A 21435-nucleotide genomic window follows, 5' to 3' on the forward strand; every position below is an offset into this window, starting at 1 on the left:
GCCCCCCGGGGCGCGGGGGGCGGGCGGGGCGGGCGGGCGCCCCCCCCGCCCGGGCCCGATCGGTGTGGGCCCGATCGGGCCGAGTCCTGAACGGACTGGATTCCGATCGGTGTGGGGTCGGGCCCGATCGGAGTGGGGCCGGGTCTTGATCGGCGGGCCGGGCGTCCCGGAGAATCGGGCCATGACCGCTCCGGGCCTGCCCCTCCTCGTGCGCCGACTGCACGTGGACCTCGGGCGGGTGTGGGCGGCGGGGTGTCGCGGTCGGTGGATGACGTCAACCGACCGCAGGCAGTCCCGCCCCCAGGAGTGTGTCCGTCCATGGCTCTCACCTTCCACTGGTTCCTCCCCACCAACGGCGACAGCCGGCTGATCGTCGGCGGCGGGCACGGCTCCACGCCCGGCACCGCCGGGTCGGACCGGCCGCCGAGCATCGGCTACCTGGGCCAGATCGCCCGCAGCGCCGAGCAGTTGGGCTTCGAGGGGGTGCTGACGCCGACCGGGGCCTGGTGCGAGGACGCCTGGCTGACCACCGCGATGCTCACCCAGGTGACCGAGCGGCTGAAGTACCTGGTGGCGTTCCGGCCCGGGCAGATCAGCCCGACGCTGGCCGCGCAGATGGCCGCGACCTACCAACGGCAGTCCGGCGGGCGGCTGTTGCTCAACGTGGTGACCGGCGGGGAGTCCGCCGAGCAGCGCGCGTACGGGGACTTCCTGGACAAGGACGCCCGCTACGCGCGGACCGGGGAGTTCCTGGACGTCACCCGGCGGCTCTGGGCGGGGGAGACGGTCGACCACCACGGGCCGCACCTGCGGGTCGAGGGGGCCCGGCTGAACCGGCTGCCGGACCCGGTGCCCGCGGTGTACTTCGGCGGGTCCTCCCCGGCGGCCGGCGACGTCGCGGCCCACTACGCCGACGTCTACCTGACCTGGGGCGAACCGCCCGCGCAGGTCGGGGAGAAGATCCGCTGGATCCGCGAGCTGGCCGCCGCCCGGGGCCGGACCGTCCGGTTCGGCATCCGGCTGCACGTGATCACCCGGGACACCGCCGCGCAGGCCTGGGCGGAGACCGAGCGGCTGCTCGCCGCGATGGACCCGCGCCGGGTCCGGGAGACCCAGCGGGCGCTCGCCGAGAGCGAGTCGGAGGGCCAGCGGCGGATGCTCGCGCTGCACGGCGGCTCGACGCGGCGGCTGGAGGTGTACCCGGGCCTGTGGGCCGGCATCGGGCTGCTGCGCGGCGGCGCCGGGACGGCGCTGGTGGGCAGCCACCGGGAGGTCGCGGACCTGATCTGCGAGTACCACGGGCTGGGCGTCGACGAGTTCGTGCTGAGCGGGATGCCGCACCTGGAGGAGGCGTACTGGTTCGGCGAGGGCGTGCTCCCGCTGCTCGCCGCCCGCAACCTGTGGGAGCGCCCGTGACGCCGGTGGGTGCGCCGGTGACACCTGGGGGAATGCTGGTGACACTTGGGGGAAGACCCGCGACACCTGGGGCGGGACCCGATCGTGACCCGCAATTCATTGGTCCGGGGCCCGCATCGGACCGAGAATTCCTGGTATGATCCAGCAGCCCCTGCTCCTCCTCGACGTGGACGGCCCGCTCAACCCCTTCGCCGCGCCGAAGCGGCGGCCCGAGGGCTACGCCACCCACCGGCTGCGCCCCGCCTGGTGGGTGGCGAAGCAGGAGCACCTGGCGGCGGTCCAGGCCCGGCAGGCGACGCGCGCCAGGCACGCCAAGCCGCCCGCCGTCCGGGTCAAGCCGCTGCGGGTCTGGCTGAACCCGTCGCACGGCGAGGAACTGTTGGCGCTGCCGTACGAACTGGTGTGGGCCACCGGCTGGATGGGCGAGGCGAACACCCACATAGGGCCGAACATCGGCCTGCCCGAACTGCCGTTCATCCGGTGGTCCGACCTGTTCGGGCAGGACCCGGACGGGCTGCACTGGAAGACCAGGGACGTGGTCGCCTGGGCCGCCGGGCGCCCGTTCGTCTGGGTGGACGACGAGCTCGGCCCGCAGGACCAGGAGTGGATCGCCGCCCACCACCCCGGCCGGGCGCTCGCCCTGCACGTCAACCCCCGGATCGGCCTGCTGGCCGAGGACTTCGCCCGGCTGCGGGAGTGGGTGGAGGGGTAGCCGCTCCAGTGCTGTGCTTCATGGGGGCGCGAGTTCTGGGGGGCGCGAACGGGAGCGTGGGGGCGCGCGAGGCGCGAACGGACGGGTGGAGTGCGCCGTGCGCCCGTTGTGCTCGTGGTACCAACCTTTCTAACGTCCAGTCATGACCATTCACACGGAGCCCATCGGCAGCATCCCGCGGCCGAGCACCCTGCTGAACGCCCTGGCCGAGCACGCCGAGGGGCGGCTGTCCGACGCGGACCTGAAGAAGCTGCAGGACGAGGCCACCGCCGAAACCCTGGCCAAGCTGGCGGAACTGGGCTGCCCCGTCCTGGTGGACGGCGAGCAGGCCAAGCCGAGCTTCGTCACCTACCCGCTCGCCGGGCTGGCCGCCCTCGCCGGGGACGGCGCCGTCATCCCCTTCGCCGACGGGCACACCCGGCAGCTGCCGCGGCTGACCGCCGGTCCCTTCCGGTACCAGGTCCGTGCCGAGACCTATCTGCGCGACGCTCGCCGCCACACCTCGCAGCCGGTCAAGCAGGCCGTCATCGCGCCCTCGGCGCTCAGCCTGCTCTACCCGGCCGACGGCATCGACGGGTACTCGCGCGAGGAGTTCCTGCGGGACCTGGCCGACGAGGCCGAAGCCGACATCCGCGGCTGCCTGGACGCGGGCGCCCACGTCGTCCAACTCGACTTCACCGAGGGGCGGTTGTCGCTCAAGCTGGACCCGTCCGGCGGCCTGCTGCGCGACTTCGTGGCCCTGAACAACCAGGTGCTCGACCGGTTCACCGAGGAGGAGCGGGCCCGCCTCGGCGTGCACACCTGTCCGGGCGGGGACCAGGACTCCACCCACAGCCTGGACGTCGACTACGCCGCGCTGCTGCCGGATCTGTTCCGGCTCAACGTCGGCAACTTCTACGTGCAGCTGGCGAGCGAGGCCGACCCCGAGGGCGTCCTCGCCATCATCGCGGACCAACTGCGTCCCGGGGCCCGGGTGTTCGTCGGGGTGACCGACCCGATCGACCCCAGGGTGGAGACGGCGGAGGAGGTGCGCGACCGCGTACTGGCCGCGGCCCGGTACATCCCGGTCGAGCAGCTCGGCACCACCGACGACTGCGGATTCTCGCCGTTCGCCGACGACGCCTCGACCTCGCGCGAGACCGCCTTCGCCAAGATCGCGGCCCGGGTGCGGGGCACCGCCCTGGCGGCGGAGACGCTCGGGGTGTAGTGCCGCTGCGCGGTTTCCGGGGCCGCCTGCTCCAGCCCGAAGTCCTCGTACATGACCGGGAGTTCCTTCTGCGCGACGTGCTGGAACTGGTCCAGTCGCGCGTGCATCAGGTCGTCGACGATCCGGACCGCCGCCGCGTAGTCGCAGTTGAAGAAGGACTGCACCACCAGGACGGCGTTGTGCAGTTCGCCCTCGTACTCGATCTCCTTCTGGTACGAGAAGAGGTCGTTCATCATGCACGCGTAGTCCATCGCGGAGTTCTCCAGCGCGCGCAGCGAGCCGTGGTCGTACACCTCCTGCGGGACGGTCCGCCCGTGGCCGAGCCGGGAGAGGCTCGTGGTGAGCTCGGAGCCGAAGGTGGAACGGCGCATCTCCAGGTAGTCCACCGGGTCCGGGATCCGGTTCTGGATCTGGTTGGCCAGCTCCCAGATCCAGCTGTCCAGCATGGCCTCGACCGCCACCCGGAACCGGCCCCTGGCCTCGACGGTCATCGGGCCGGCGGTGCGCTCCCAGATGTCGGCGAGGCCGCGCTCCAGCGCGTTGACGGGCTCCGCCGCGGGGGTGCCGTCCACCGGCATGAACAGCGACAGCCGCGCGTTGGCGGCCTTGGCGCCGGCCAGGTCGCGGGTGTGCCCGAAGGCCCGGGGGTAGTAGTCGTCGGCCCAGGTGCCCCAGGCCAACCAGGCCGAGGCGATGTCGAGTTGGTCCGCCGTGGCGTCCGGGTGGAGGCCGGCCGCGCAGAGCGGGAGGTCGTAGTCGCGCATCGTCTCGGCGTCCCAGATGCCGGAGGCGGGGACGCCCGGCTCCGGCGCCAGCAGGCCCATCCGATCGGCCCACTCGATCACGCGCTCCCGGGCGCCGTCCAGGTGCGGACTCAGCCGGAGGTCGAACGGCAGCTCGAACTCCGGCAGCCGGGACGGCCCGACGGCCTCGTACGGCACGTGGCTGTACGACCGCGCCCGCCGCTCGGCCGGGCCCCGCGCCGCCGAAGTCGCCGAAGTCGCCGACGCTCTCGGGGCCTCCGAGGACCCCGACGCCCCCGACGCCCCCGCGGCCGTGCTGCGCAGGATGTCCAGCGCCGCGGTGCCGATGCCGCCGATCGCGTACTGGTCCCACCAGTTGCCGCCCCCGGACCCGCCCGGCAGCCCCGGCAACCCCGGCAGCCCGGCCGGCGCACCCCCCGAGCCGGGCGCCACACCGCCCGAACCCGCCGCCGCCCCACCGCCGTTCATGTACCGGCTGGACCGCAGGTGCCACTCGTGCCCGCCGGACTGCCAGTCCTGGAGGCCCTTGACGTACGCCATCACCCGGGCACGGCCCGCCGGGTCGAGCCCGGTCTCCGCGAAGAGCACCGGCAGTTCGGTGAACACGGTGTTCTCGAACTGCTGGAGCCGCGAGGTGAGCAGGTCGTTGACCGCCTCGGCGGCCTCCTGGGTGGAGCACTCCAGGAACCGCTCCAGCACCAGGATGCCGTTGCTCAGCTCACCCTCGTCCTCCACCTCCCGCTGGTACGAGAAGATGTCGTTGCGCAGGTGCACCCCGTCGGAGAAGGCGTCCATCAGCACCCGCAGCGCCCGCGAACCCGACACCTCCCCGGGCACCTCGGCCCCGGCCGCGTACTCGACCAGCTGCGCTGACCAGGGCGCGCCGCCGACCTTGCGGCGCATCTCGATGTACTCCACCGGGTTGGCCACCCGGCCCTCGTTGATGTTGGCGAGCTCCCACAGCGACTCGTTGAGCAGGTTCCGGGTGCTCTCGGCGAACCGGATCCGCCAGTCCTCGCCCATCACCGGCACGGTGCGCCGCCACAGGTCGGCCAGGCCCGCCTCGACCGGGTTCTCCGGCTCGGGCAGCTCGGCGGCCGGATCGGCCGGCATGAACAGCGGCAGCCGGTCGAGGTGGGCCTTGCCCGCCTCACGGTCGTTGCTGCGCTTGTACATGTCGAGGAAGTGGTCGTCGAAGAAGAAGACCCACACGTACCAGTCGGTGACCAGCGACAGCGCCTCGGCGGAGGCGTCGGGGTGGGTGTACGCGCAGAGCAGGCCGTAGTCGTGGGCCTCCAGGTCGGCCTGGTCCCAGATCCCGGACCCTTCCAGCATCCCCATCTCCCGGGCCCAGTCGGTGGAATGGGACCGCGCCTCGTCCAGGTGCGGGTTGAGGCGCGCCGGGTGCGGCACGTAGAAGGACGGCAGTTCGAACGGCTGGGTCACGGCGGGCAGGCCTTTCTGGACGCGTCGAAGTGGACCAAGGATGACCCGCCGTCAGCTCACCGCACCGACACAACAGAAATAGTCATATGAAACGACTCGCCACCCCCACACAAATCCATCCACCCGGCCGAGCGCCCACCCACCCCCCGCACACCCCCACGCGCACGCCGATCCGCCGGGCGGGGCCGTCATCGGCCCGCCCGGCGGAAGCGGCGGAAGCGGCGGACGCCGCGAGGCAGCGGTTCAGGCCGCGAGGCCGAGGGTGAGGGAGGCGGCGGCGGGGGCCAGGTAGAGGAGGGGGAAGGGGACGTGGGCGTAGGCGCGGGCGCGGAGGACGGTGACGACCGCGCCGAGGAAGTAGAGGATCACGCCGACCGCGGCCGCGTAGCCGACGGCCGGGACGGCGAGGCCGGCCAGCAGGCCGAGGGCGCCGGCCGCCTTGGCGACGCCGAGCCAGGTCCACCAGGCGCGCGGGACGCCGTAGTCGGCGAGCGGCTTCACGACGTACTCGGCGCCGGCGAAGACGGAGTAGGCCGAGAAGCCGACCATGAGGGCGCCGAGGACGGTGACGACGGTGTGGGCGACGGACATTGGAGGGCTCCCCATTCGACGGCTGTTCGGTTCGACACTCCCCTGACCCGGGGCACCCGACGGATGTGACAGGGGCGGGCAAAAAATTGTCCGCCCCACCCCGCCGCCACGCCCGGAAACCGCCCGGAAACCGCTCCGCCAACGAACAAAGCAGCGCTGCCAAGGCCTGGAACAGACAAGACTTCCCCGGCTACGGGCGTGTTGACCGCGTACGCCAACGCCGCGTCCACCAGACTGGGCGCCGACCCGACGTCAACTCCGAGGAGGGCAAGCCCATGAACGTCACCGTTCGGCTCGCACAGCAGCCCGAGGCCGACGAGCTGCTCGGACGCAGTGCGCTCGCCGCGCTCGTCGGCATGCTGCTGGACCAGCAGGTCCCGATGGAGTGGGCGTTCACCGGCCCGCTGACCATCGCCCAGCGCCTCGGCCACGACGACCTGGACGCCCACGAGATCGCCACCTACAACCCGGAGGAGTTCGTCGCGCTCCTCTCCGCGAAGCCCGCCGTCCACCGCTACCCGGCCGCGATGGCCAAACGGGTGCAGCAGCTCTGCCAGTTCCTCGTCGCGCAGTACGACGGCGACGCCGCCGCGCTCTGGAAGAACGTCCGCACCGGCAAGGAGCTGCTCAGCCGGCTCAACGCCCTGCCCGGCTTCGGCAAGCAGAAGTCGCAGATCTTCCTGGCCCTGCTCGGCAAGCAGTACGGGGTACGGCCCGAGGGCTGGCGCGAGGCCGCCGGGGTGTACGGCGAGGAGGGCGCGCACCGCTCGGTGGCCGACATCACCGGGCCCGAATCCCTCACCCTGGTACGGGAGTTCAAGCAGGAGGTGAAGCGCGCCGCGAAGGAGGCCAAGGCCGCCGCCAAGCCGCGCACCACCACCCGGAGCACCGCCGCCCCCGCCCCGACCGGTGCGCGCTGACGACCGGCTGCCCGGCCCGAAAGCCTGCCGGCCGGCTCCGGGAGCCGGTTCGGCCCGCGCCCCGAAAACCGCTTGCCCCGCCCCGCCCCGCCGGGCGACGCTCCCGGCATGACCGCAACCAGCCCGGCCCGACCGGACGTGTCCGCCCTCTTCGCCCCCGACGGGCGGCTGATCGCCGTCCCCCGCAAGGCAGCCCGCCGGGAGCAGCTGCTGACCCACCTCGCCGGCACGCTCTTCGAGCCCGGCCGCGACTACACCGAGGCCGAGGTCAACGCCGCCCTGCGCACCGTCCACGAGGACGCCCCCGCCCTGCGCCGCTACCTCGTCGAGGCGGGCCACCTCGCCCGCCCCAAGGACGGCAGCAGCTACCGGCTGGTCCCCGACCGCCGGTAGGGGTACCGCCCGCGGATCCGCCGGACGAAGTACCGCCCGTGGCTCTCCGCCGCCAGCAGCTCCCGGTGCACCCGCGCGGGGACGCCCGCGTAGACGTACACCCGCCCGCCGGTGAACTCCAGCTCCAGGAGCCGCACCGCCGGGTCGTAGCCGACCGAGCGCAGCACCGAGGAGTCCACCGCCGTACGGTCCACCGTCCCAGTGTGCGCCGCGGGCCCCGGCCGCGCCGCGCGACCGGGGCCCGCAAAGGGGAGCGCTCCGTCAGGCCAGGACGGACTCCCGCTCCTCCGCGGTGGAGCCGGCCACCGGCCCGGCCGCCGCGCGCCGCCGCGGCAGCGCGAACATCAGCAGGAACACCGCGAGCAGCACCCCGGCGACCCACCACAGCGCGTGCACGAAGGCCCCGCCGAACGCCGCCCCGACCGCCTCCGGCGCGACCACGTCGTCCATCGCCCCGAAGAAGGCCACCGACACCAGGCCGAGCCCGAGCGCGTTGCCGACCTGCTGCACGGTGTTGATCAGCCCGGACGCCGAACCGGCGTGCTCGCGCGGCACCTCCGCCAGCACCGCGTCGGTGATCGGCGCGACGATCAGCCCCATCCCGAGGCCCATCACCACCAGCGGCAGCGCCATCTGCCAGGCCGTGATCGCCGTCCCGTACCGGTCCGCCTCCCAGATGTAGACGAGCACGCCCGCCCCCATCACCAGCGCACCGGTCTGCAGCACCTTCCGCCCGAACCGCGGCACCAGCTTCTGCACCGACAGCCCGGCCGCCGTGGAGACCGCGATCGAGAACGGGATGCCGGTCGCGCCGGCCTTGAGCGGGCTCCAGCCCAGCCCCACCTGCATGTAGAGGGTCCAGACCAGGAAGTAGATGCCGAGCGCCACCCCGAAGGCCAACTGCACGCAGATCCCGGCCGCGAAGGACTTCACCCGGAACAGCGCCAGCTCCACCAGCGGCGAGCCGTCCCGCCGCGTCTTGACCCGCTCGTACGCCACGAACAGCGCGAACACCGGCAGGCTGCCGGCCATCGACAGGTAGCCCCACAGCGGCCAGCCGGCCTCGCGGCCGTGCGTCAGCGGGTAGATCAGCATCAGCAGGCCGAGGCTGGCCAGCGCCACGCCCACCAGGTCCAGCTTCAGCGCCTGGTCGGCCTTCGACTCGTCGATGAAGCGGCGGCCGAGCAGCAGCCCGGCTATGCCGACCGGCAGGTTGATCAGGAAGATCGGCCGCCAGGCCAGCCCGAACAGGTCCCACTCGGTGAGCAGCGCGCCGATCATCGGACCGGAGACCGCCCCCAGCCCGACCACCGCGCCGAACAGGCCGAACACCTTGCCGCGCTCCTCCGCCGGGAAGGTCGCGTGGATGATCGACAGCACCTGCGGCACCATCAGCGCCGCCGTCCCGCCCTGGAGCAGCCGGGTCGCGACCAGCATCTCCGGGCCGGACGCCAGCCCGCACAGCGCCGAGGCCAGCGTGAAGCCGCCGATCCCGATCAGGAACACCCGCTTGCGGCCGTGGATGTCGCCCAGCCGGCCGCCGGTGATCAGCCCGATCGCGAAGGCCAGCGCGTAGCCGCCGGTGACCCACTGGAGGGTGCTGAAGGAGGCACCGGTGTCCTGCTGGATGCTCGGGATGGCGATGTTGACGATGGTCACGTCCACCAGGTCCATGAAGGAGGCGACCATCACGATCGTCAGCGCGATCCACCGCCGCCGGTCCGCCCCCGCGGCGCTCGTTCCGCGGTCCTCTTTCTTCTGCACGTCGACTCTCTTCTTCACGTCGACGACGGTAACGGCCATGTAGGTCAGAAGCTGTCCCAGTTGGTCCGGCATTCTGGAATGCATGAGCGACACCCCGGCCCGGCTGCTGAACCTGCTGTCCCTGCTGCAGACCCCGCGCGAGTGGCCCGGCAGCGAGCTGGCCGAGCGGCTCGGCGTCAGCCCCCGCACCATCCGGCGCGACATCGACCGGCTGCGCGAGCTCGGCTACCCGGTGCGGGCCAGCATGGGCGCGGTCGGCGGCTACCGGCTGGTCGCGGGCACCGCGATGCCCCCGCTGCTGCTGGACGACGAGGAGGCGGTGGCCATCGCGGTCGGGCTCCGCGCGGCCGCCGGGCACGCCGTGGTCGGCATCGAGGAGGCCTCGGTACGGGCGCTCGGCAAGCTGCTCCAGGTGCTGCCGGGCCGGCTGCGGCACCGGGTCGGGACGCTCAACTCCGCGACCGTGCCGCTGCTCACCGGGGACGGGCCGACCGTCGACCCGGAGGACCTCACCGTGCTCGCCCGCGCCGTCACCGCCCGGGAGCGGCTGCGCTTCGGCTACCGGGCGTTCGACGGCGCCGAGACCAGGCGGCAGGTCGAGCCCGAGCGGCTGGTCTCGGTCGGCCGGCGCTGGTACCTGGTCGGCTACGACCTGGACCGCGCGGACTGGCGGCTGTTCCGGGTCGACCGGCTGACCGACCCGGCCGCCACCGGCGTCCGCTTCACCCCGCGCCAGCTCCCCGCCGAGGACGCCGCCGCGTACGTGGCGGGCAAGCTGCGCCGCCCGTCCCCGAGCGGCACCGTGGTCGCCACCGTGCACGCCCCGGCCGAGCGGGTCCGCCACAGCCTGCGGCACGGCGACTGCGAGGTCGAGCCGATCGACGGCCGGAGCTGCCGGCTCCGCTCCCGCTCGGACTCGCTGGAGTGGACGGCGATGCGGCTGCTGTCGCTGGACTGCGCCTTCGAGGTGCACGAGCCGCCGGAGCTGCGCGACCGCCTGCGCAGGCTCGCCGACCGCGCCCGGCACGCGGCGGGGCCCGACGGCCAGGCCTGAAGCCGCCGAGGAAACGACGACCAGGCCTGAAGCCGCCGAGGAGACTACGCCGCCACCCGGAACCAGCCGTTGCCGGACCGGAACCAGAGCGCGCCGTCCCGGCCGTACGCGCGGTACCGGTCGAGCTCCCCGAGGACGCCCACCCGCTCGCGGCGCACCTCCCGCCAGCCCTTCCGGCTCTCCCGCTCGCACCGGATCAGCTCGCCGCCGGGCTGGAGGAACACGGCCCGGTCCCCGGCGATCGCGAAGCCGATCGGCTGCCGGGCCGGCAGCCGCATGACCACCGGCTCGTCCTCGGCGGGGTCGATCCCGGTGAGGTGGCTCCTGTCCCCGTACCAGGCCAGCCAGGCCCGCCGCCCCTCGGTGGCGGCGGCGAGGCCCTCCAGCGGGTGGTCGCCCAGCGCCTTGAAGTCCGGCTGCCAGACGGTCCGCCCGGCGGTGTCCAGCCCGAGCAGGCCGCGCTGGGCGAGCGGGTTCTCGCCGTAGTTGCCCTCGTCCCCGAAGGCCAGCCAGATCCGGCCGTCCCGGTCGGTGATCAACGCCTGGACGTCGTCGCCGAGTTGCAGCTCCCGGGCGAGCCCGCCGTCCGGCCCGAACACCTGGCCGTTGCGCTCCCAGCCGTCCGCCGTCCGGTCGGCCCGCGCACCGGCGATCAGCACCCGCCCGCCCGGCAGCAGGGCCAGCAGGTCCGGCGGGACCCCGGCCCCGGTGACCGGCACCCGCCACTCGCCCTGCGGGCCGCGCACCACCACCTCGCCGTCGAACGGCAGCCGGGCGGACGGCCACGAACCGGCCGGCGCCAGGTACCGCTCCGGCACCAGCAGGACGGCCAGCTCCCCCTGCGGCCCGACCGTCCAGGTCACGGCCCGGCGGCCGGCCCGGACGTCCTCCTCGGGCAGCCGCCAGACCTCGACCGGACGATCGGATGCCGCCACGGCCCTCAGACCCCGTACTCGGCGGTCAGCAGCGCCCGGCCCAGGGTGTGGAAGGTCAGGTTGAAGCCCACCTGGGCCGCCGGGGTGTCGGCGGTGACGTCCAGCTTCTCCACGTCCAGCGCGTGCACCGCGAAGACGTAGCGGTGCGGGGCGCCGGGCGGCGGGGCGGCACCGTCGTACCGGTTGCCCGGGAAGTCGGTGCGGCCGTGGAAGGAGGCCTCGCCGGGCAGCGTGGCGTCCGAGGAGCCGGCACCGCGCGGCAGTTCGGTGGTGTCGGCGGGCAGGTTCAGGGCGAGCCAGTGCCACCAGCCGGAGCCGGTCGGCGCGTCCGGGTCGTAGCAGGTGACCGCGATGCCCCGGGTGCCCTCCGGCAGGCCCGACCAGGCCAGCTGCGGCGAGAGGTTGCCGCCGGCGTGGATGAACTCCTGGCCCAGCGTGCCGCCTTCGGTGATGTCCTGGCTGCTCAGCGGGAAGGACGGTACCTGCGGAAGGAACTCGTACGGCAGCGGCGGACGAACACTCATGGGGTGGTCACCTCTCACGGTCGGACTGACACGAGTCACTGTAATGGGGTGCACGCGCCGTCCCGGCGCCCCTAGAGTCGACGGCATGGCCGCCAAATTCGCCCAGCTGTTCGCCGATTCCCGTCGGGCGCTCCTCACCATGCTCGGCATCCAGGCCGTCATCTGGACGGTGCAGGTGGCCAACTGGCTGGACGACTACGGGCTGTCCCGGGAGTTCGGCCTGCGTACGGAGCAGGTCGGCGACCTGCCCGAGATGTTCACCATGCCCTTCCTCCACTTCAGTTGGAGCCACATCGAGGCCAACTCCTGGCCGCTGTTCGTGCTCGGCTTCCTGTCCGCCTACCGCGGCATGAAGAAGTTCCTGCTGGCCAGCCTGGTGATCCTGGTCTCCGGCGGGCTGCTGGTCTGGCTGCTGGAGAGCCCGAACACCGTGACGGCCGGCGCGAGCGGCATGGTCTACGGCTACCTCGGCTACGTGGTGCTGCGCGGGGTGCTGGACCGCAACGTGCTGGACGCGGTGGTCGGCGTCGCCGTCGCGGTGGTCTACTCGACCATCCTGATCGGGGTGCTGCCGGTCACCCCGGGCGTCAGCTGGCTGGGCCACCTCGGCGGGCTGATCGGCGGACTGGCCGCCGCCGTCCTGCTCCGCAACCGCCCGGCCGCGCGGCAGGCCCCGGCGCCCGCTGCCGACACCCCCGGTTCCGCCCTGCTCAAGCAGCTGGACGACCTGGGCATCTAGCCCACCCGGACCACCAGGTATAGACCAATCCCACCCCTGCGGCTAGCGTGGACGGCTCACCCGCCCAGCTCCGGAGCCGCACCGTGCAGTCGTCCGTCCTCGCCTTCGCCACCGACCTGCTCGACGAGGGCGCCGACACCTTCTTCGGCAACCTCACCGACCGCGCCGGGGTCGGCGGCGTCACCCTCGCCTCGGTCTACCACCAGGCCCGCGACGTCTTCCCGCACAACCCCCACCGGGTGGTCCGCTACCTGGAGCCCGGCGCGGCCTACTTCCGCCCCGACCCGGCCCGCTGGTCGGGCCGCCGCCTCGCCCCCGTGCCGTCCACCGCGCTGGGCGAACGCGACCCCTTCGCCGAGGCCGCCGAGGAGGCCCGCCGCCGCGGCCTGAAGCTGCACGCCTGGACGGTCTTCTGCCACAACGACCGGCTCGGCTTCCTCCACCCCGACTGCGCCCCGGCCAACGCCTTCGGCGACCGCCACCTCACCGAGCTCTGCCCGGCGCACCCGGAGGTCCGGGAGTACGCGCTGACCCTGGTCGCCGAGCTGGCCCGGTACGGCGTGGACGCGATCCGCGTCGAGTCCCTGCACTTCCACGGCCTGCGCCACGGCTACCACCACGAGCGCTACTTCGAGCAGCTGGGCCCGATCGCCGAGGCCCTGCTCGGGGTCTGCTTCTGCCCGCACTGCCGCGCCGCCGCCACCGCCGCCGGCGTCCCCGCCGAGGAGGTGGCCGGAGCGGTCCGCGCCGAGCTGCGCCGCCGGCTGGCCGACGAGTCCGCGGCCGCCGGGCCCGCCGACCTGAGCGCCCTCGCCGACGGCGCCTTCGCCGCCTACGTGGACGCCTCCGCCGCCACCGTCACCTCGCTCGCCGCCGAACTCACCGAGCAGGCCCGCCGGCACGGCATGCGGCTGAGCTTCATGGACGGCGGCGGCCCGGGCACGGGCTGGCTCTCCGGCATCGACCTCCCGGCCCTCGCGCGGGCCACCGACCAGATCGAGACCCTCGGCTACGCGAAGACCCCGGCGGCCGTCCGGGAGAAGATCGCCGCCTTCGCCCTGCACGGCGTCCACCCGCGGTCCATGGCGGTGATCCTGCGCCCGATGTCCGCCGACTGCGACGGCCCGGAGAACCTCGCCGCCAAGATCGCCACCCTGCGCGAACTCGGCGTCCCCGAGGTGGAGTTCTACCACTACGGCCTGATGCGGCTGTCCTCCCTGGACCGGATCGGCGCCGCCCTCTCCGGCTGACCGGCCGACGCCGACCCGACCGGACGGCACCGACCCGACCGCCCGACGCCGACCCGACCGGACGAGCCAACCGGCCGCCCCCGACCGGTCAGCGCCGCCGCTTGGACGTCCCGAACAGGCTGCGCGAGATCTCCTGCCCGAGCTGCCGCCCGGCCGAGCGCGCGAAGGACTTCACCGTCGGGTTGTTCAGCAGCGATCCGAGCAGCCCGCCCGCGCCCCTGGGTTCCTCCCGCCGCGACGCCGGCTCCCGCGGCTCCTCCGGGGCCGGGGCCTCCCCCGACGGCGCCTCCACCGGCGCCGCCTGCGGCCTGGGCGCCCGCGCCGCCAGCTTCTCGTACGCCGACTCCCGGTCGACCGCGTCCCGGTAGCGCGCCGTCAACGGCGAGGCGTCCACCGCCGCCTGCAGGGCCGTCGCCTCGATCGGCCCCATCAGCGACTGCGGCGCCCGCAGCCTGGTCGCCGCGACCGGCGTCGGCGCGCCCTTCTCGGACAGGACGGTGACCACGGCCTCGCCGGTGCCCAGCGAGGTCAGCACCGCGCCGAGGTCGTACGAGGAGCGCGGGAAGGTCGAGACGGTGGCCTTGAGCGCCTTGGCGTCGTCCGGGGTGAAGGCGCGCAGCGCGTGCTGCACCCGGTTGCCCAACTGCGCCAGGACGTCGGACGGGACGTCCCGCGGCGTCTGGGTCACGAAGAAGATGCCGACGCCCTTGGAGCGGATCAGCCGCACGGTCTGGGTGATCGCCTCCAGGAAGGCCTTGGAGGCGCCCTTGAACAGCAGGTGGGCCTCGTCGAAGAAGAACACCAGCTTGGGCCTGTCCAGGTCGCCCACCTCGGGCAGCTCCTGGTAGAGGTCGGCGAGCAGCCACATCAGGAAGGTGGAGAACAGCCGCGGCCGGTCCTGCACCGCGGGCAGCTCCAGCACCGAGACCACCCCCTTCCCGTCCGCCGTGGTGCGCAGCAGCTCGGCGGTGTCGAACTCGGGCTCGCCGAAGAACGCCCCGGCGCCCTCGTTCTCCAGCACGGTCAGCGCGCGCAGGATCACCCCGGCGGTGGCCGCCGAGAGCCCGCCGATGGTCCGCAGCTCCTCCTTGCCCTCGGGCGAGGCGAGGAAGGCGATCACCGCGGTGAGGTCCTTGAGGTCGTACAGCTCCAGGCCCTTGCCGTCGGCGTAGTGGAACACCAGGCTGAGCGAGGACTCCTGGGTCTCGTTCAGGTCGAGCACCTTGGACAGCAGCAGCGGCCCGAAGCTGGTGACGGTGGCCCGGATCGGGATGCCCGCGCCCAGCCCGCCGAGCGCGTAGAACTCGGTCGGGCAGCCCTGCGGCGCCCACCGCTGCCCCACCTCGGCGGCCCGGGCGGCGGTCCGCTCGCTCGGCGTCCCGGGCGCGGCGACGCCGGAGACGTCCCCCTTGATGTCGGCCAGGAACACCGGCACGCCCTGCCCGGAGAGCTGCTCGGCGATCAGCTGGAGGGTCTTGGTCTTGCCGGTGCCGGTGGCCCCGGCGACCAGCCCGTGCCGGTTGAGCACGCCCAGCGGGATGCGCACCGGGGCGTCCGGGTACGCGGTGCCGTCCAGCAGCACCGCGCCGAGGTCGAGCGCCGGACCGGTGAAGGCGTACCCGTCGGCGATCTCCCGGACGGCCGGCGGGGTGGGGTCGGAAGGCATCGGTGCACACTCCTGAGCGGATCGGAACGCTTCGGAACGCTTCGGCATCGGCACGGAACCCGATCGGCACCGGGCGATGTTCGCGACATTTCCCATCAAACAGCCGCATTCGTCCATCCGCAGTTCACACCGGCGCGCGTGGCGGCGCCGCGGCTGCTGCGCCATCCGCCGTCCGAACGGTAGGCTTTCCGTGTGATCTTCAAGCGCATCGGCAATGGGCGGCCGTACCCGGATCACGGCCGGACGAGCACCCGCCAGTGGGCTGACGTCGCCCCGCGCCCGGTGCGACTCGACCAGCTGGTGACCACCAAGGGTCAACTCGACCTCGAAACCCTCCTGGCCGAGGATTCGACGTTCTACGGGGACCTCTTCGCCCACGTGGTGAAGTGGCACGGCGACCTCTACCTGGAGGACGGCCTGCACCGGGCCGTCCGGGCCGCGCTGCAGCAGCGCCAGGTGCTGCACGCCCGCGTCCTCGAAATGGAGTGACGGACCCTCGCCGCAGGGACCGTCGGCCCCACGGGCCTTCCGGACCGCCCCCAGCCACCCGGCGGAGGGCGGTCCGCTCGTACCCCGGTACCCCCTTTCGGGTACCGGGGTACGCCAGATGATGATCGTTTAGTACCTTCGACGCCGTACGGCACTAGGCTGCTGACTACGGCCGCGACCAGGGGATTCCGCCCGCACCGGGGGAAGTCCCCACCCGGCCGATCCGTCATCCCGACCCCGCCCCGGCACGAGGGGGAGACAAACCGTGAGCATGTTGACTCCCCGAGGCCTCAAGGGGAAGCAGTACCGCGTCACCGGCAACACCTACCCGCGGTTGGGCCGGCCCCCGAAGAAGAGCCGCAAGGTGATCGCCGCGCTCGCCGGCCTGCTCGCCCTGGCCCTGATCGGTCTCGGCGGCGTGCAGCTGTACGACATCTTCACCGGCAGGAACAAGAACACCTCGGCGCAGGCCTGCGCCACCCCGTCCGGCAAGGCGCTGGCCGCCCCGACGCCGGGGGCCACCCCGGGCGCCCCGGCCGCCTCCGGCGCACCCGCCGCCGCGCAGGGCGACCCGCACGCCGTCCCGCAGCCCACCGCCGTCACCGTGAACATCTACAACGCCACCACCAAGGCCGGCCTGGCCGGCCGGACGGCCGAGGAGTTCAAGAAGCGCGGCTTCGTCATCGGCAAGGTCGGCAACGCCCCGGCCGAGCTGGACAAGAAGGTGCCCGGCACCGCCCAGGTGATCGCCGGTCCGGCCGGCGCCGGCGCGGGCACCCTGGTCGGCTCGCAGATCGCCGGGGCCGCCGTCACCGCCGACGCCCGCACCGACGCCAGCGTGGACTTCGTGATCGGCGACAGCTACAACGCCCTGCTGGACGAGACCCAGGCGGCCGCCGCCCTCGCCCTGGCCACCAAGCCCTCCCCCACCCCGACCACCACCGGCAGCTGCTGAACCGGCACGAACACCGAGAGCCCCCGGCCGCCGGGGGCTCTCGGTGTTCGTTCGGTGGTTCGGGCGGGGAGGCTCAGCCGGCCGTGCCGTACAGGCGGTCGCCCGCGTCGCCGAGGCCGGGGACGATGTAGCCGTTCTCGTTGAGCCGCTCGTCCACGGCGGCGGTGACCACGGTGACCGGCAGGCCCGCCAGCTCCCGCTCCATCACCTCGACGCCCTCGGGGGCGGCCAGCAGCACCACGGCGGTGACGTCGGTGGCGCCGCGCTCGATCAGCATCCGGATCGCGGCGACCAGGGTGCCGCCGGTGGCCAGCATCGGGTCGAGCACGTAGACCTGGCGGCCGGAGAGGTCGTCCGGCATCCGGGTGGCGTAGGTGGAGGCCTCCAGGGTCTCCTCGTTGCGGACCATGCCGAGGAAGCCCACCTCGGCGGTCGGCAGCAGCCGGGTCATCCCGTCCAGCATGCCGAGGCCGGCCCGCAGGATCGGGACCACCAGCGGGCGCGGGTAGCTGAGCCGGGTACCCAGCGTGACCGCCACGGGGGTGGTGATCTCCACCTCGTCGGTCCGGACGTCCCGGGTGGCCTCGTAGGCGAGGAGGGTCACCAGTTCGTCGGTCAGGCGACGGAAGGTCGGCGAGTCGGTGCGCTCGTCGCGCAGGGTGGAGAGCTTGTGTGCGACCAGGGGGTGGTCGACGACGTGGAGACGCATGTATCGAGGTTAGCCCGGTCCTGGACGGGTGTACGACTCGCCGTGCCCCACCCGGGCGCCGGTCCGGGTGACGCCCCCGTGACACGCCGTGACCCGCCGCGGATGTCCGGACGGAAGCGCCCCCTGTGGTATCAACCGGGCCGTTCTGGGAATGTCACGTCTTATGACGAGCAACCCGAACGCCGGGGACGGCTCGATGGACGAGCCCGTCGACGGGCCGGGCCGGAGCCCGGGCCCGCCGTACGACCATCCGGAGACCGAGGCGGAGCGCCGCAAGCGGCGGGCCGTTTTCCTGCGCGAGCTCACCGAGGCCCGCGAGCTGCGGGAGCGGGTCCAGCCCCGGCGGACCAAGGAGCGGCGGATGCGCGAAGCGATGCGGATGCGGACCTTCCGGATCTGACCCGGGCCGAGAACGGATCGGGCAGGGGCCCCACCGCAGCCCGGATGCGGCCCGGAGGAGGGCCCGCACCGCCCTGGCACGATCCTGACGCGCGCCCGGCGGGCGCCCCCCGGCGGCGCCCGGAACGGCCCAACGCCACCCCGACGGGCGTTCGGAGCAAATTTCGACCGGCCTCGGACCGCACCGGCCCGATTCCGCCGTCCGCCACCCGGTCCTTCCGACACGACCTGCAAAGACGCGCTGCCGAACACCCCCCGCAAGGGCGGGCTTTCTGTCACGATTCCGATGGGACGGTCCGAACAAGCGGACCGCCTCTGGCGCGGGGGCGGCCAGATTTCCGCGTTGCCCGTGCGCGCCGACAGCCGAGACCGATGATCTTGGGAGTGTCCCTGGTGGCGTACTTCGCTGCAGTGCTTGCTCGCACCGAGGACGGGTGGGATGTGAGCGAGACGGAACTCGACGACGTCGAAACCCTGGCCGATCTGACCGATCTGGCCCGCGACTCCGCCCAGGACGACGACAGCGTCCTGATCTTCATCGAACAGGAGGACGCCTGGTTCGCCATCGTCCGCGTGGACGGCGAGGAGGACCCGCGGATCTTCGTGTCGGACGGCGCCGCGGCCGCCCGCAGCTCCTACGGCTCCGTCCTCACCGACGAGTTGGTCGACCAGGCCGGCGAGAGCGAGTTCGGCGACCTGGACCACCTGCTGGACGACGCCGAGGAGGCCGGGGAGCAGGACGAGGAGGAGGACGCCGACGCCCGCGGCGGCGTCCCGGTCGGCCCGCTCGGCGACGCCCACCTGCTCACCGAGTTCGGCCTCGCCTCCGACGAGCTGCTCGCGCTCAGCGGCGAGGGCGCGGTGCCGGGCGACGCCCTGGAGGAGATCGCCGAGGCCCTGGGCTGCGGCGAGGTCCTGGAGGCCGTCCGGTAGCGGGGTCGGTCGTGCCGGTGTCCACCACCGGATGCCCGACACTGGATGCCATGCAGCCCGCATCCACCCCGCTGACCGTCCCGCACGTCCCCCCGCTGCCCGCCCCCGTCCGCCCCGACCCGGTCCGCGACCGCTGGACGGCGCCGATGCGCCTCGCCATGGCCGAGGCCGCGCTGGCGCCGGCCACCGGGGACGTACCGGTCGGGGCGCTCGTCCTGGACCCGGACGGCGAGGTGATCGGACGCGGCCACAACGAGCGCGAGGCGGTCGGCGACCCGACCGCGCACGCCGAGGTGGTCGCGATCCGGCAGGCGGCGGAGAAGACCGGAGAGTGGCGGCTGAGCGGCTGCACGCTGGTCGTCACGCTGGAGCCGTGCACCATGTGCGCCGGCGCCATCGTGCTGTCCCGGATCGACCGGGTGGTCTACGGCGCCCTCGACGAGAAGGCCGGCGCGGCCGGATCGCTCTTCGACGTGATGCGCGACCGCCGGCTCAACCACCGCCCCGAGGTGGTCTGGGGCGTCCTCGCCGACGAGTGCGGCGAGCAGCTGCGCGCCTTCTTCGACACCCACCGCTGACGGCCCGCCCGACCGCCGCGGCGATACGGATTTCGTGACTGCGCCACCCCTCCGGTAGAGTTCCTCTCGGTAGCGTGTCCGAGCGGCCAAAGGAGCACGCCTCGAAAGCGTGTGTGGGGGCAACTCCACCGTGGGTTCGAATCCCACCGCTACCGCCATGAGCAGGACGAACGAAGGCCCTCGTTAGAATTCTAACGAGGGCCTTCGTCATGCCGGTCTCAGTTTTGGTCTCAGTTCGCCTGTCAGGCAGCCTTCTCCGTGCCGTCCGACTCGCCCGGCTCGTCGTCGGTGGAGCCCTTGGCCACCTCCCAGATGAGGCCGCCGATCTGCTTCGCCACGTCGCGCCTGATCCGGGCCGTCACGTGCTGGTACCGATGGGTCATGGCGGTGCTGGACCACCCCATGATCTCCATGACAATCCGCTCGGGGACGCCGAGCAGGAGCAGGATCGTCCCAGCAGTGTGACGAGCGTCATGCAGGCGCCCGTCCCGGATGCCGGCGGCGGCGAGCAGTTCCTTCCATCGGTCCCAGTCCGTTCGAGGGATGAGCGGGTGTCCGGTCTCCGAGGCGAAGACCCACCCGCCTTCCACCCACTCCTGACGGGCGGCCAGCCGCTCCCGGTCCTGCTCCTCCTTGTGAAGCTTGAGTAGCTTCACCAGCTGATCCGGCAGGCCAATCAGCCGCTTACCCGCCCGCGACTTCGTGAGCGCGGCGTCCGCGTTGGTCCGGACCCGCTCCGGGCACCGGCCGGCATGCTTCCGGCCGCACGGCTCCGAGCAGCCGTGCGCGTACTTCGGTCGCTGCCGGGCCTGCCGAACGCGCAGGGTGCCCGCCTCCAGGTCGACGTCCCTCCACTGGAGTCCGAGCGCTTCACCCTGCCGCAGGCCGAGCGCCAGCGCGATGGCCCACCGGCCGCTGTTTCGATTCTTGCCCGCCTCCAGGAGGAGCGCCTGCACCTCCTCCACCTCGTACGGCTCCACCTCTTCTTCCTCGACCTTCGGCGCGACCGCGAGCGAGGCCACGTTGCGGGTGAGGTGCCCGCGCCGGATCGCCTGGTTGAGCGCCGTCCGGATGGTGCGGTGCGCCTGATGGGCGGTGGCGGGCTTGCTGCCGTTGGCCTGCATCTTCTTGTAGAGCCTCTCCAGGTGCTCCGGCTCCAGCTTCTCCAGCCGGTGGGCCCCGACGCCGGGGATCAGGTGGACGTTCACCGCCACCCGGTACCCGGCGAGGGTGTTCGGCCGGACATGCAGCGCGGCGATGTTCTCCACCCAGTGGGTGAGCCAGGTCGCGACGGTCCACTTCTTGCCGGCCTTCGGGACGTTGCCGTCGTCCCGCTTCCTCTCCAGCTCCCGGACCTTCTTGGTCACCTCCGCCCGGGTCTTCCCCCGGACGTGCCGGCGGTCCGGCGTGCCGTCGTCCTTGACGCCGACGGTCACGCGGCCGTGCCACTTGCCTTCCTTGTCCTGGTAGATGCTGGATGCGCCGTTCGGCTGACGGGTCGCCAAGGGTGCTGCCTCCTCAGGCTGCAATGGGAGTGGTGGTGTGCTTCCGCATGCGACTGCGGGTGAACTCGACAACCGCCTCGGCCGGCACACGCCGGGCCCGGCCGATAGGGATGGTCTCGATCTCGCCATCGCGGATCAGGGCGTACATGGTGGTGCGGCCGATGCTGAGTCGGCGGGCGGCCTCTTCGACCGTGAGAGCGACGAGGGTGGGGTCGTGGTCGGGGTGGCCCCCGGGGGCGGTGACGGTCACTGCAGCTACTCCTTGGCAAGGGGAGCGGGCTCCGGGAGTTCGAGGGGCTTTTCGCGGTGCTTGTCCTAGGTGGGGATTTCTGCGTCACAGCGTCACCAGCGTCACGCGGGTCTCTGACCTGGGGCTTTGCGTGACGCAGTGGTCGGGGCTGCGTCATCGCTGCGTCACGGGCTGCGTCATCGCGTGACGTAGCCCGTGACGCAGGTGACGCAGGATGACGCAGCGGCCGTCGTCTG

General features: G+C 73.0%; 22 protein-coding genes, 1 tRNA gene and 1 pseudogene. 14 read left to right on the forward strand and 10 right to left on the reverse strand.

Annotation, left to right across the window (positions count from 1 at the left end; translation table 11 throughout):
- The first annotated feature begins 318 nt into the window (after positions 1-318).
- From ABZW03_RS00715 to ABZW03_RS00725, 3 genes are all read left to right on the forward strand, one after another.
- Positions 319-1416, forward strand: coding sequence for an LLM class flavin-dependent oxidoreductase (locus ABZW03_RS00715; RefSeq protein ID WP_355250007.1), 1098 nt, complete (start codon positions 319-321; stop codon positions 1414-1416).
- 136 nt (positions 1417-1552) lie between these two features.
- Complete coding sequence (locus ABZW03_RS00720; RefSeq protein WP_355250009.1) at positions 1553-2128, forward strand: hypothetical protein; 576 nt, start codon at positions 1553-1555, stop codon at positions 2126-2128.
- Positions 2129-2270: 142 nt separating this feature from the next.
- Positions 2271-3335, forward strand: a complete 1065-nt coding sequence (locus tag ABZW03_RS00725; RefSeq protein WP_355250011.1) for a cobalamin-independent methionine synthase II family protein — start codon at positions 2271-2273, stop codon at positions 3333-3335.
- A gap of 32 nt (positions 3336-3367) precedes the next feature.
- Here the strand turns inward: ABZW03_RS00725 and ABZW03_RS00730 are convergent.
- Positions 3368-5545 (reverse strand): annotated as a pseudogene (locus ABZW03_RS00730) (terpene synthase family protein); the annotation flags it as partial.
- 243 nt (positions 5546-5788) lie between these two features.
- A complete protein-coding gene (locus ABZW03_RS00735) occupies positions 5789-6136 on the reverse strand; it encodes a DoxX family protein (protein ID WP_355250013.1) in 348 nt (115 codons plus the stop codon).
- 275 nt (positions 6137-6411) lie between these two features.
- Here ABZW03_RS00735 and ABZW03_RS00740 point away from each other — a divergent pair, with 275 nt between their 5' ends.
- On the forward strand, positions 6412-7056 hold the full coding sequence (locus ABZW03_RS00740; RefSeq protein WP_355250015.1) for an HhH-GPD-type base excision DNA repair protein: 645 nt from the start codon (positions 6412-6414) through the stop codon (positions 7054-7056).
- A gap of 108 nt (positions 7057-7164) precedes the next feature.
- On the forward strand, positions 7165-7449 hold the full coding sequence (locus ABZW03_RS00745) for a DUF2087 domain-containing protein (RefSeq protein WP_355250017.1): 285 nt from the start codon (positions 7165-7167) through the stop codon (positions 7447-7449).
- Here the strand turns inward: ABZW03_RS00745 and ABZW03_RS00750 are convergent.
- Both ABZW03_RS00750 and ABZW03_RS00755 read right to left on the reverse strand, forming a co-directional pair.
- Complete coding sequence (locus tag ABZW03_RS00750) at positions 7422-7643, reverse strand: KTSC domain-containing protein (RefSeq protein ID WP_355250019.1); 222 nt, start codon at positions 7641-7643, stop codon at positions 7422-7424. The two genes, ABZW03_RS00745 and ABZW03_RS00750, sit on opposite strands and share 28 nt — an antisense overlap.
- Positions 7644-7710: 67 nt before the next feature.
- Positions 7711-9138 (reverse strand): MFS transporter, encoded by a 1428-nt coding sequence (locus ABZW03_RS00755; RefSeq protein ID WP_355250160.1) that lies wholly within the window; start codon positions 9136-9138, stop codon positions 7711-7713.
- A gap of 157 nt (positions 9139-9295) precedes the next feature.
- Between ABZW03_RS00755 and ABZW03_RS00760 the strand changes: the two genes are divergently transcribed.
- Entirely contained in the window at positions 9296-10267 is a 972-nt protein-coding gene (locus ABZW03_RS00760) for a YafY family protein (RefSeq protein WP_355250021.1), read from the forward strand.
- A gap of 44 nt (positions 10268-10311) precedes the next feature.
- Here ABZW03_RS00760 and ABZW03_RS00765 read toward each other — a convergent pair whose 3' ends face one another.
- Positions 10312-11202, reverse strand: a complete 891-nt coding sequence (locus ABZW03_RS00765) for a hypothetical protein (protein ID WP_355250024.1) — start codon at positions 11200-11202, stop codon at positions 10312-10314.
- A 5-nt stretch (positions 11203-11207) separates the two neighbouring features.
- Positions 11208-11726 (reverse strand): YbhB/YbcL family Raf kinase inhibitor-like protein, encoded by a 519-nt coding sequence (locus tag ABZW03_RS00770; protein ID WP_355250027.1) that lies wholly within the window; start codon positions 11724-11726, stop codon positions 11208-11210.
- 85 nt (positions 11727-11811) lie between these two features.
- Between ABZW03_RS00770 and ABZW03_RS00775 the strand changes: the two genes are divergently transcribed.
- Together ABZW03_RS00775 and ABZW03_RS00780 are read left to right on the forward strand one after the other, a co-directional pair.
- Positions 11812-12465 carry a rhomboid family intramembrane serine protease gene (locus ABZW03_RS00775; protein ID WP_355250030.1) on the forward strand — a complete coding sequence of 218 codons (654 nt, stop codon included), beginning with the start codon at positions 11812-11814 and terminating at the stop codon, positions 12463-12465.
- Between the two features lie 83 nt (positions 12466-12548).
- Positions 12549-13715 (forward strand): hypothetical protein, encoded by a 1167-nt coding sequence (locus ABZW03_RS00780; RefSeq protein WP_355250033.1) that lies wholly within the window; start codon positions 12549-12551, stop codon positions 13713-13715.
- Positions 13716-13803: 88 nt separating this feature from the next.
- On the opposite strand, the gene ABZW03_RS00785 is transcribed toward ABZW03_RS00780, so the two are convergent.
- Entirely contained in the window at positions 13804-15381 is a 1578-nt protein-coding gene (locus ABZW03_RS00785) for a helicase HerA-like domain-containing protein (protein ID WP_355250036.1), read from the reverse strand.
- A gap of 192 nt (positions 15382-15573) precedes the next feature.
- Between ABZW03_RS00785 and ABZW03_RS00790 the strand changes: the two genes are divergently transcribed.
- Entirely contained in the window at positions 15574-15870 is a 297-nt protein-coding gene (locus tag ABZW03_RS00790) for a type II toxin-antitoxin system VapB family antitoxin (RefSeq protein WP_030061387.1), read from the forward strand.
- A 271-nt stretch (positions 15871-16141) separates the two neighbouring features.
- Positions 16142-16825: a LytR C-terminal domain-containing protein gene (locus tag ABZW03_RS00795; RefSeq protein ID WP_355250042.1), complete on the forward strand. Its 684-nt coding sequence runs from the start codon at positions 16142-16144 to the stop codon at positions 16823-16825.
- A gap of 73 nt (positions 16826-16898) precedes the next feature.
- Here the strand turns inward: ABZW03_RS00795 and upp are convergent, their stop codons facing one another.
- Positions 16899-17534 (reverse strand): uracil phosphoribosyltransferase, encoded by a 636-nt coding sequence (gene upp, locus ABZW03_RS00800; protein ID WP_049650159.1) that lies wholly within the window; start codon positions 17532-17534, stop codon positions 16899-16901.
- A 196-nt stretch (positions 17535-17730) separates the two neighbouring features.
- On the opposite strand from upp, the gene ABZW03_RS00805 reads away from it, so the two are divergent.
- From ABZW03_RS00805 to ABZW03_RS00820, 4 genes are all read left to right on the forward strand, one after another.
- On the forward strand, positions 17731-17934 hold the full coding sequence (locus ABZW03_RS00805; protein ID WP_355250163.1) for a hypothetical protein: 204 nt from the start codon (positions 17731-17733) through the stop codon (positions 17932-17934).
- A gap of 371 nt (positions 17935-18305) precedes the next feature.
- Positions 18306-18866, forward strand: a complete 561-nt coding sequence (locus tag ABZW03_RS00810; protein ID WP_355250045.1) for a hypothetical protein — start codon at positions 18306-18308, stop codon at positions 18864-18866.
- 50 nt (positions 18867-18916) lie between these two features.
- Positions 18917-19444, forward strand: a complete 528-nt coding sequence (gene tadA / locus ABZW03_RS00815) for a tRNA adenosine(34) deaminase TadA (RefSeq protein WP_355250048.1) — start codon at positions 18917-18919, stop codon at positions 19442-19444.
- A 68-nt stretch (positions 19445-19512) separates the two neighbouring features.
- Positions 19513-19602: transfer RNA gene (locus ABZW03_RS00820), tRNA-Ser, on the forward strand.
- Between the two features lie 84 nt (positions 19603-19686).
- Here the strand turns inward: ABZW03_RS00820 and ABZW03_RS00825 are convergent.
- Positions 19687-20949: a tyrosine-type recombinase/integrase gene (locus ABZW03_RS00825; protein WP_355250051.1), complete on the reverse strand. Its 1263-nt coding sequence runs from the start codon at positions 20947-20949 to the stop codon at positions 19687-19689.
- A gap of 13 nt (positions 20950-20962) precedes the next feature.
- On the reverse strand, positions 20963-21199 hold the full coding sequence (locus tag ABZW03_RS00830; protein ID WP_355250054.1) for a helix-turn-helix domain-containing protein: 237 nt from the start codon (positions 21197-21199) through the stop codon (positions 20963-20965).
- Positions 21200-21435 lie beyond the last annotated feature (236 nt).

The sequence above is a fragment of the Kitasatospora sp. NPDC004799 genome (assembly GCF_040609095.1).
Classification (GTDB): Bacteria; Actinomycetota; Actinomycetes; order Streptomycetales; family Streptomycetaceae; genus Kitasatospora.

What these genes read in the sequence shown, in the direction of transcription:
- ABZW03_RS00715 (WP_355250007.1), top strand. Translation starts at nt 319, where the DNA reads ATGGCTCTCACCTTCCACTGGTTCCTCCCCACCAACGGCGACAGCCGG.
- ABZW03_RS00720 (WP_355250009.1), top strand. Translation starts at nt 1,553, where the DNA reads ATGATCCAGCAGCCCCTGCTCCTCCTCGACGTGGACGGCCCGCTCAAC.
- ABZW03_RS00725 (WP_355250011.1), top strand. Translation starts at nt 2,271, where the DNA reads ATGACCATTCACACGGAGCCCATCGGCAGCATCCCGCGGCCGAGCACC.
- ABZW03_RS00735 (WP_355250013.1), bottom strand. Translation starts at nt 6,136, where the DNA reads ATGTCCGTCGCCCACACCGTCGTCACCGTCCTCGGCGCCCTCATGGTC.
- ABZW03_RS00740 (WP_355250015.1), top strand. Translation starts at nt 6,412, where the DNA reads ATGAACGTCACCGTTCGGCTCGCACAGCAGCCCGAGGCCGACGAGCTG.
- ABZW03_RS00745 (WP_355250017.1), top strand. Translation starts at nt 7,165, where the DNA reads ATGACCGCAACCAGCCCGGCCCGACCGGACGTGTCCGCCCTCTTCGCC.
- ABZW03_RS00755 (WP_355250160.1), bottom strand. Translation starts at nt 9,138, where the DNA reads ATGGTCGCCTCCTTCATGGACCTGGTGGACGTGACCATCGTCAACATC.
- ABZW03_RS00760 (WP_355250021.1), top strand. Translation starts at nt 9,296, where the DNA reads ATGAGCGACACCCCGGCCCGGCTGCTGAACCTGCTGTCCCTGCTGCAG.
- ABZW03_RS00770 (WP_355250027.1), bottom strand. Translation starts at nt 11,726, where the DNA reads ATGAGTGTTCGTCCGCCGCTGCCGTACGAGTTCCTTCCGCAGGTACCG.
- ABZW03_RS00775 (WP_355250030.1), top strand. Translation starts at nt 11,812, where the DNA reads ATGGCCGCCAAATTCGCCCAGCTGTTCGCCGATTCCCGTCGGGCGCTC.
- ABZW03_RS00785 (WP_355250036.1), bottom strand. Translation starts at nt 15,381, where the DNA reads ATGCCTTCCGACCCCACCCCGCCGGCCGTCCGGGAGATCGCCGACGGG.
- ABZW03_RS00795 (WP_355250042.1), top strand. Translation starts at nt 16,142, where the DNA reads ATGTTGACTCCCCGAGGCCTCAAGGGGAAGCAGTACCGCGTCACCGGC.
- upp (WP_049650159.1), bottom strand. Translation starts at nt 17,534, where the DNA reads ATGCGTCTCCACGTCGTCGACCACCCCCTGGTCGCACACAAGCTCTCC.
- ABZW03_RS00805 (WP_355250163.1), top strand. Translation starts at nt 17,731, where the DNA reads ATGGACGAGCCCGTCGACGGGCCGGGCCGGAGCCCGGGCCCGCCGTAC.
- ABZW03_RS00810 (WP_355250045.1), top strand. Translation starts at nt 18,306, where the DNA reads ATGATCTTGGGAGTGTCCCTGGTGGCGTACTTCGCTGCAGTGCTTGCT.
- tadA (WP_355250048.1), top strand. Translation starts at nt 18,917, where the DNA reads ATGCAGCCCGCATCCACCCCGCTGACCGTCCCGCACGTCCCCCCGCTG.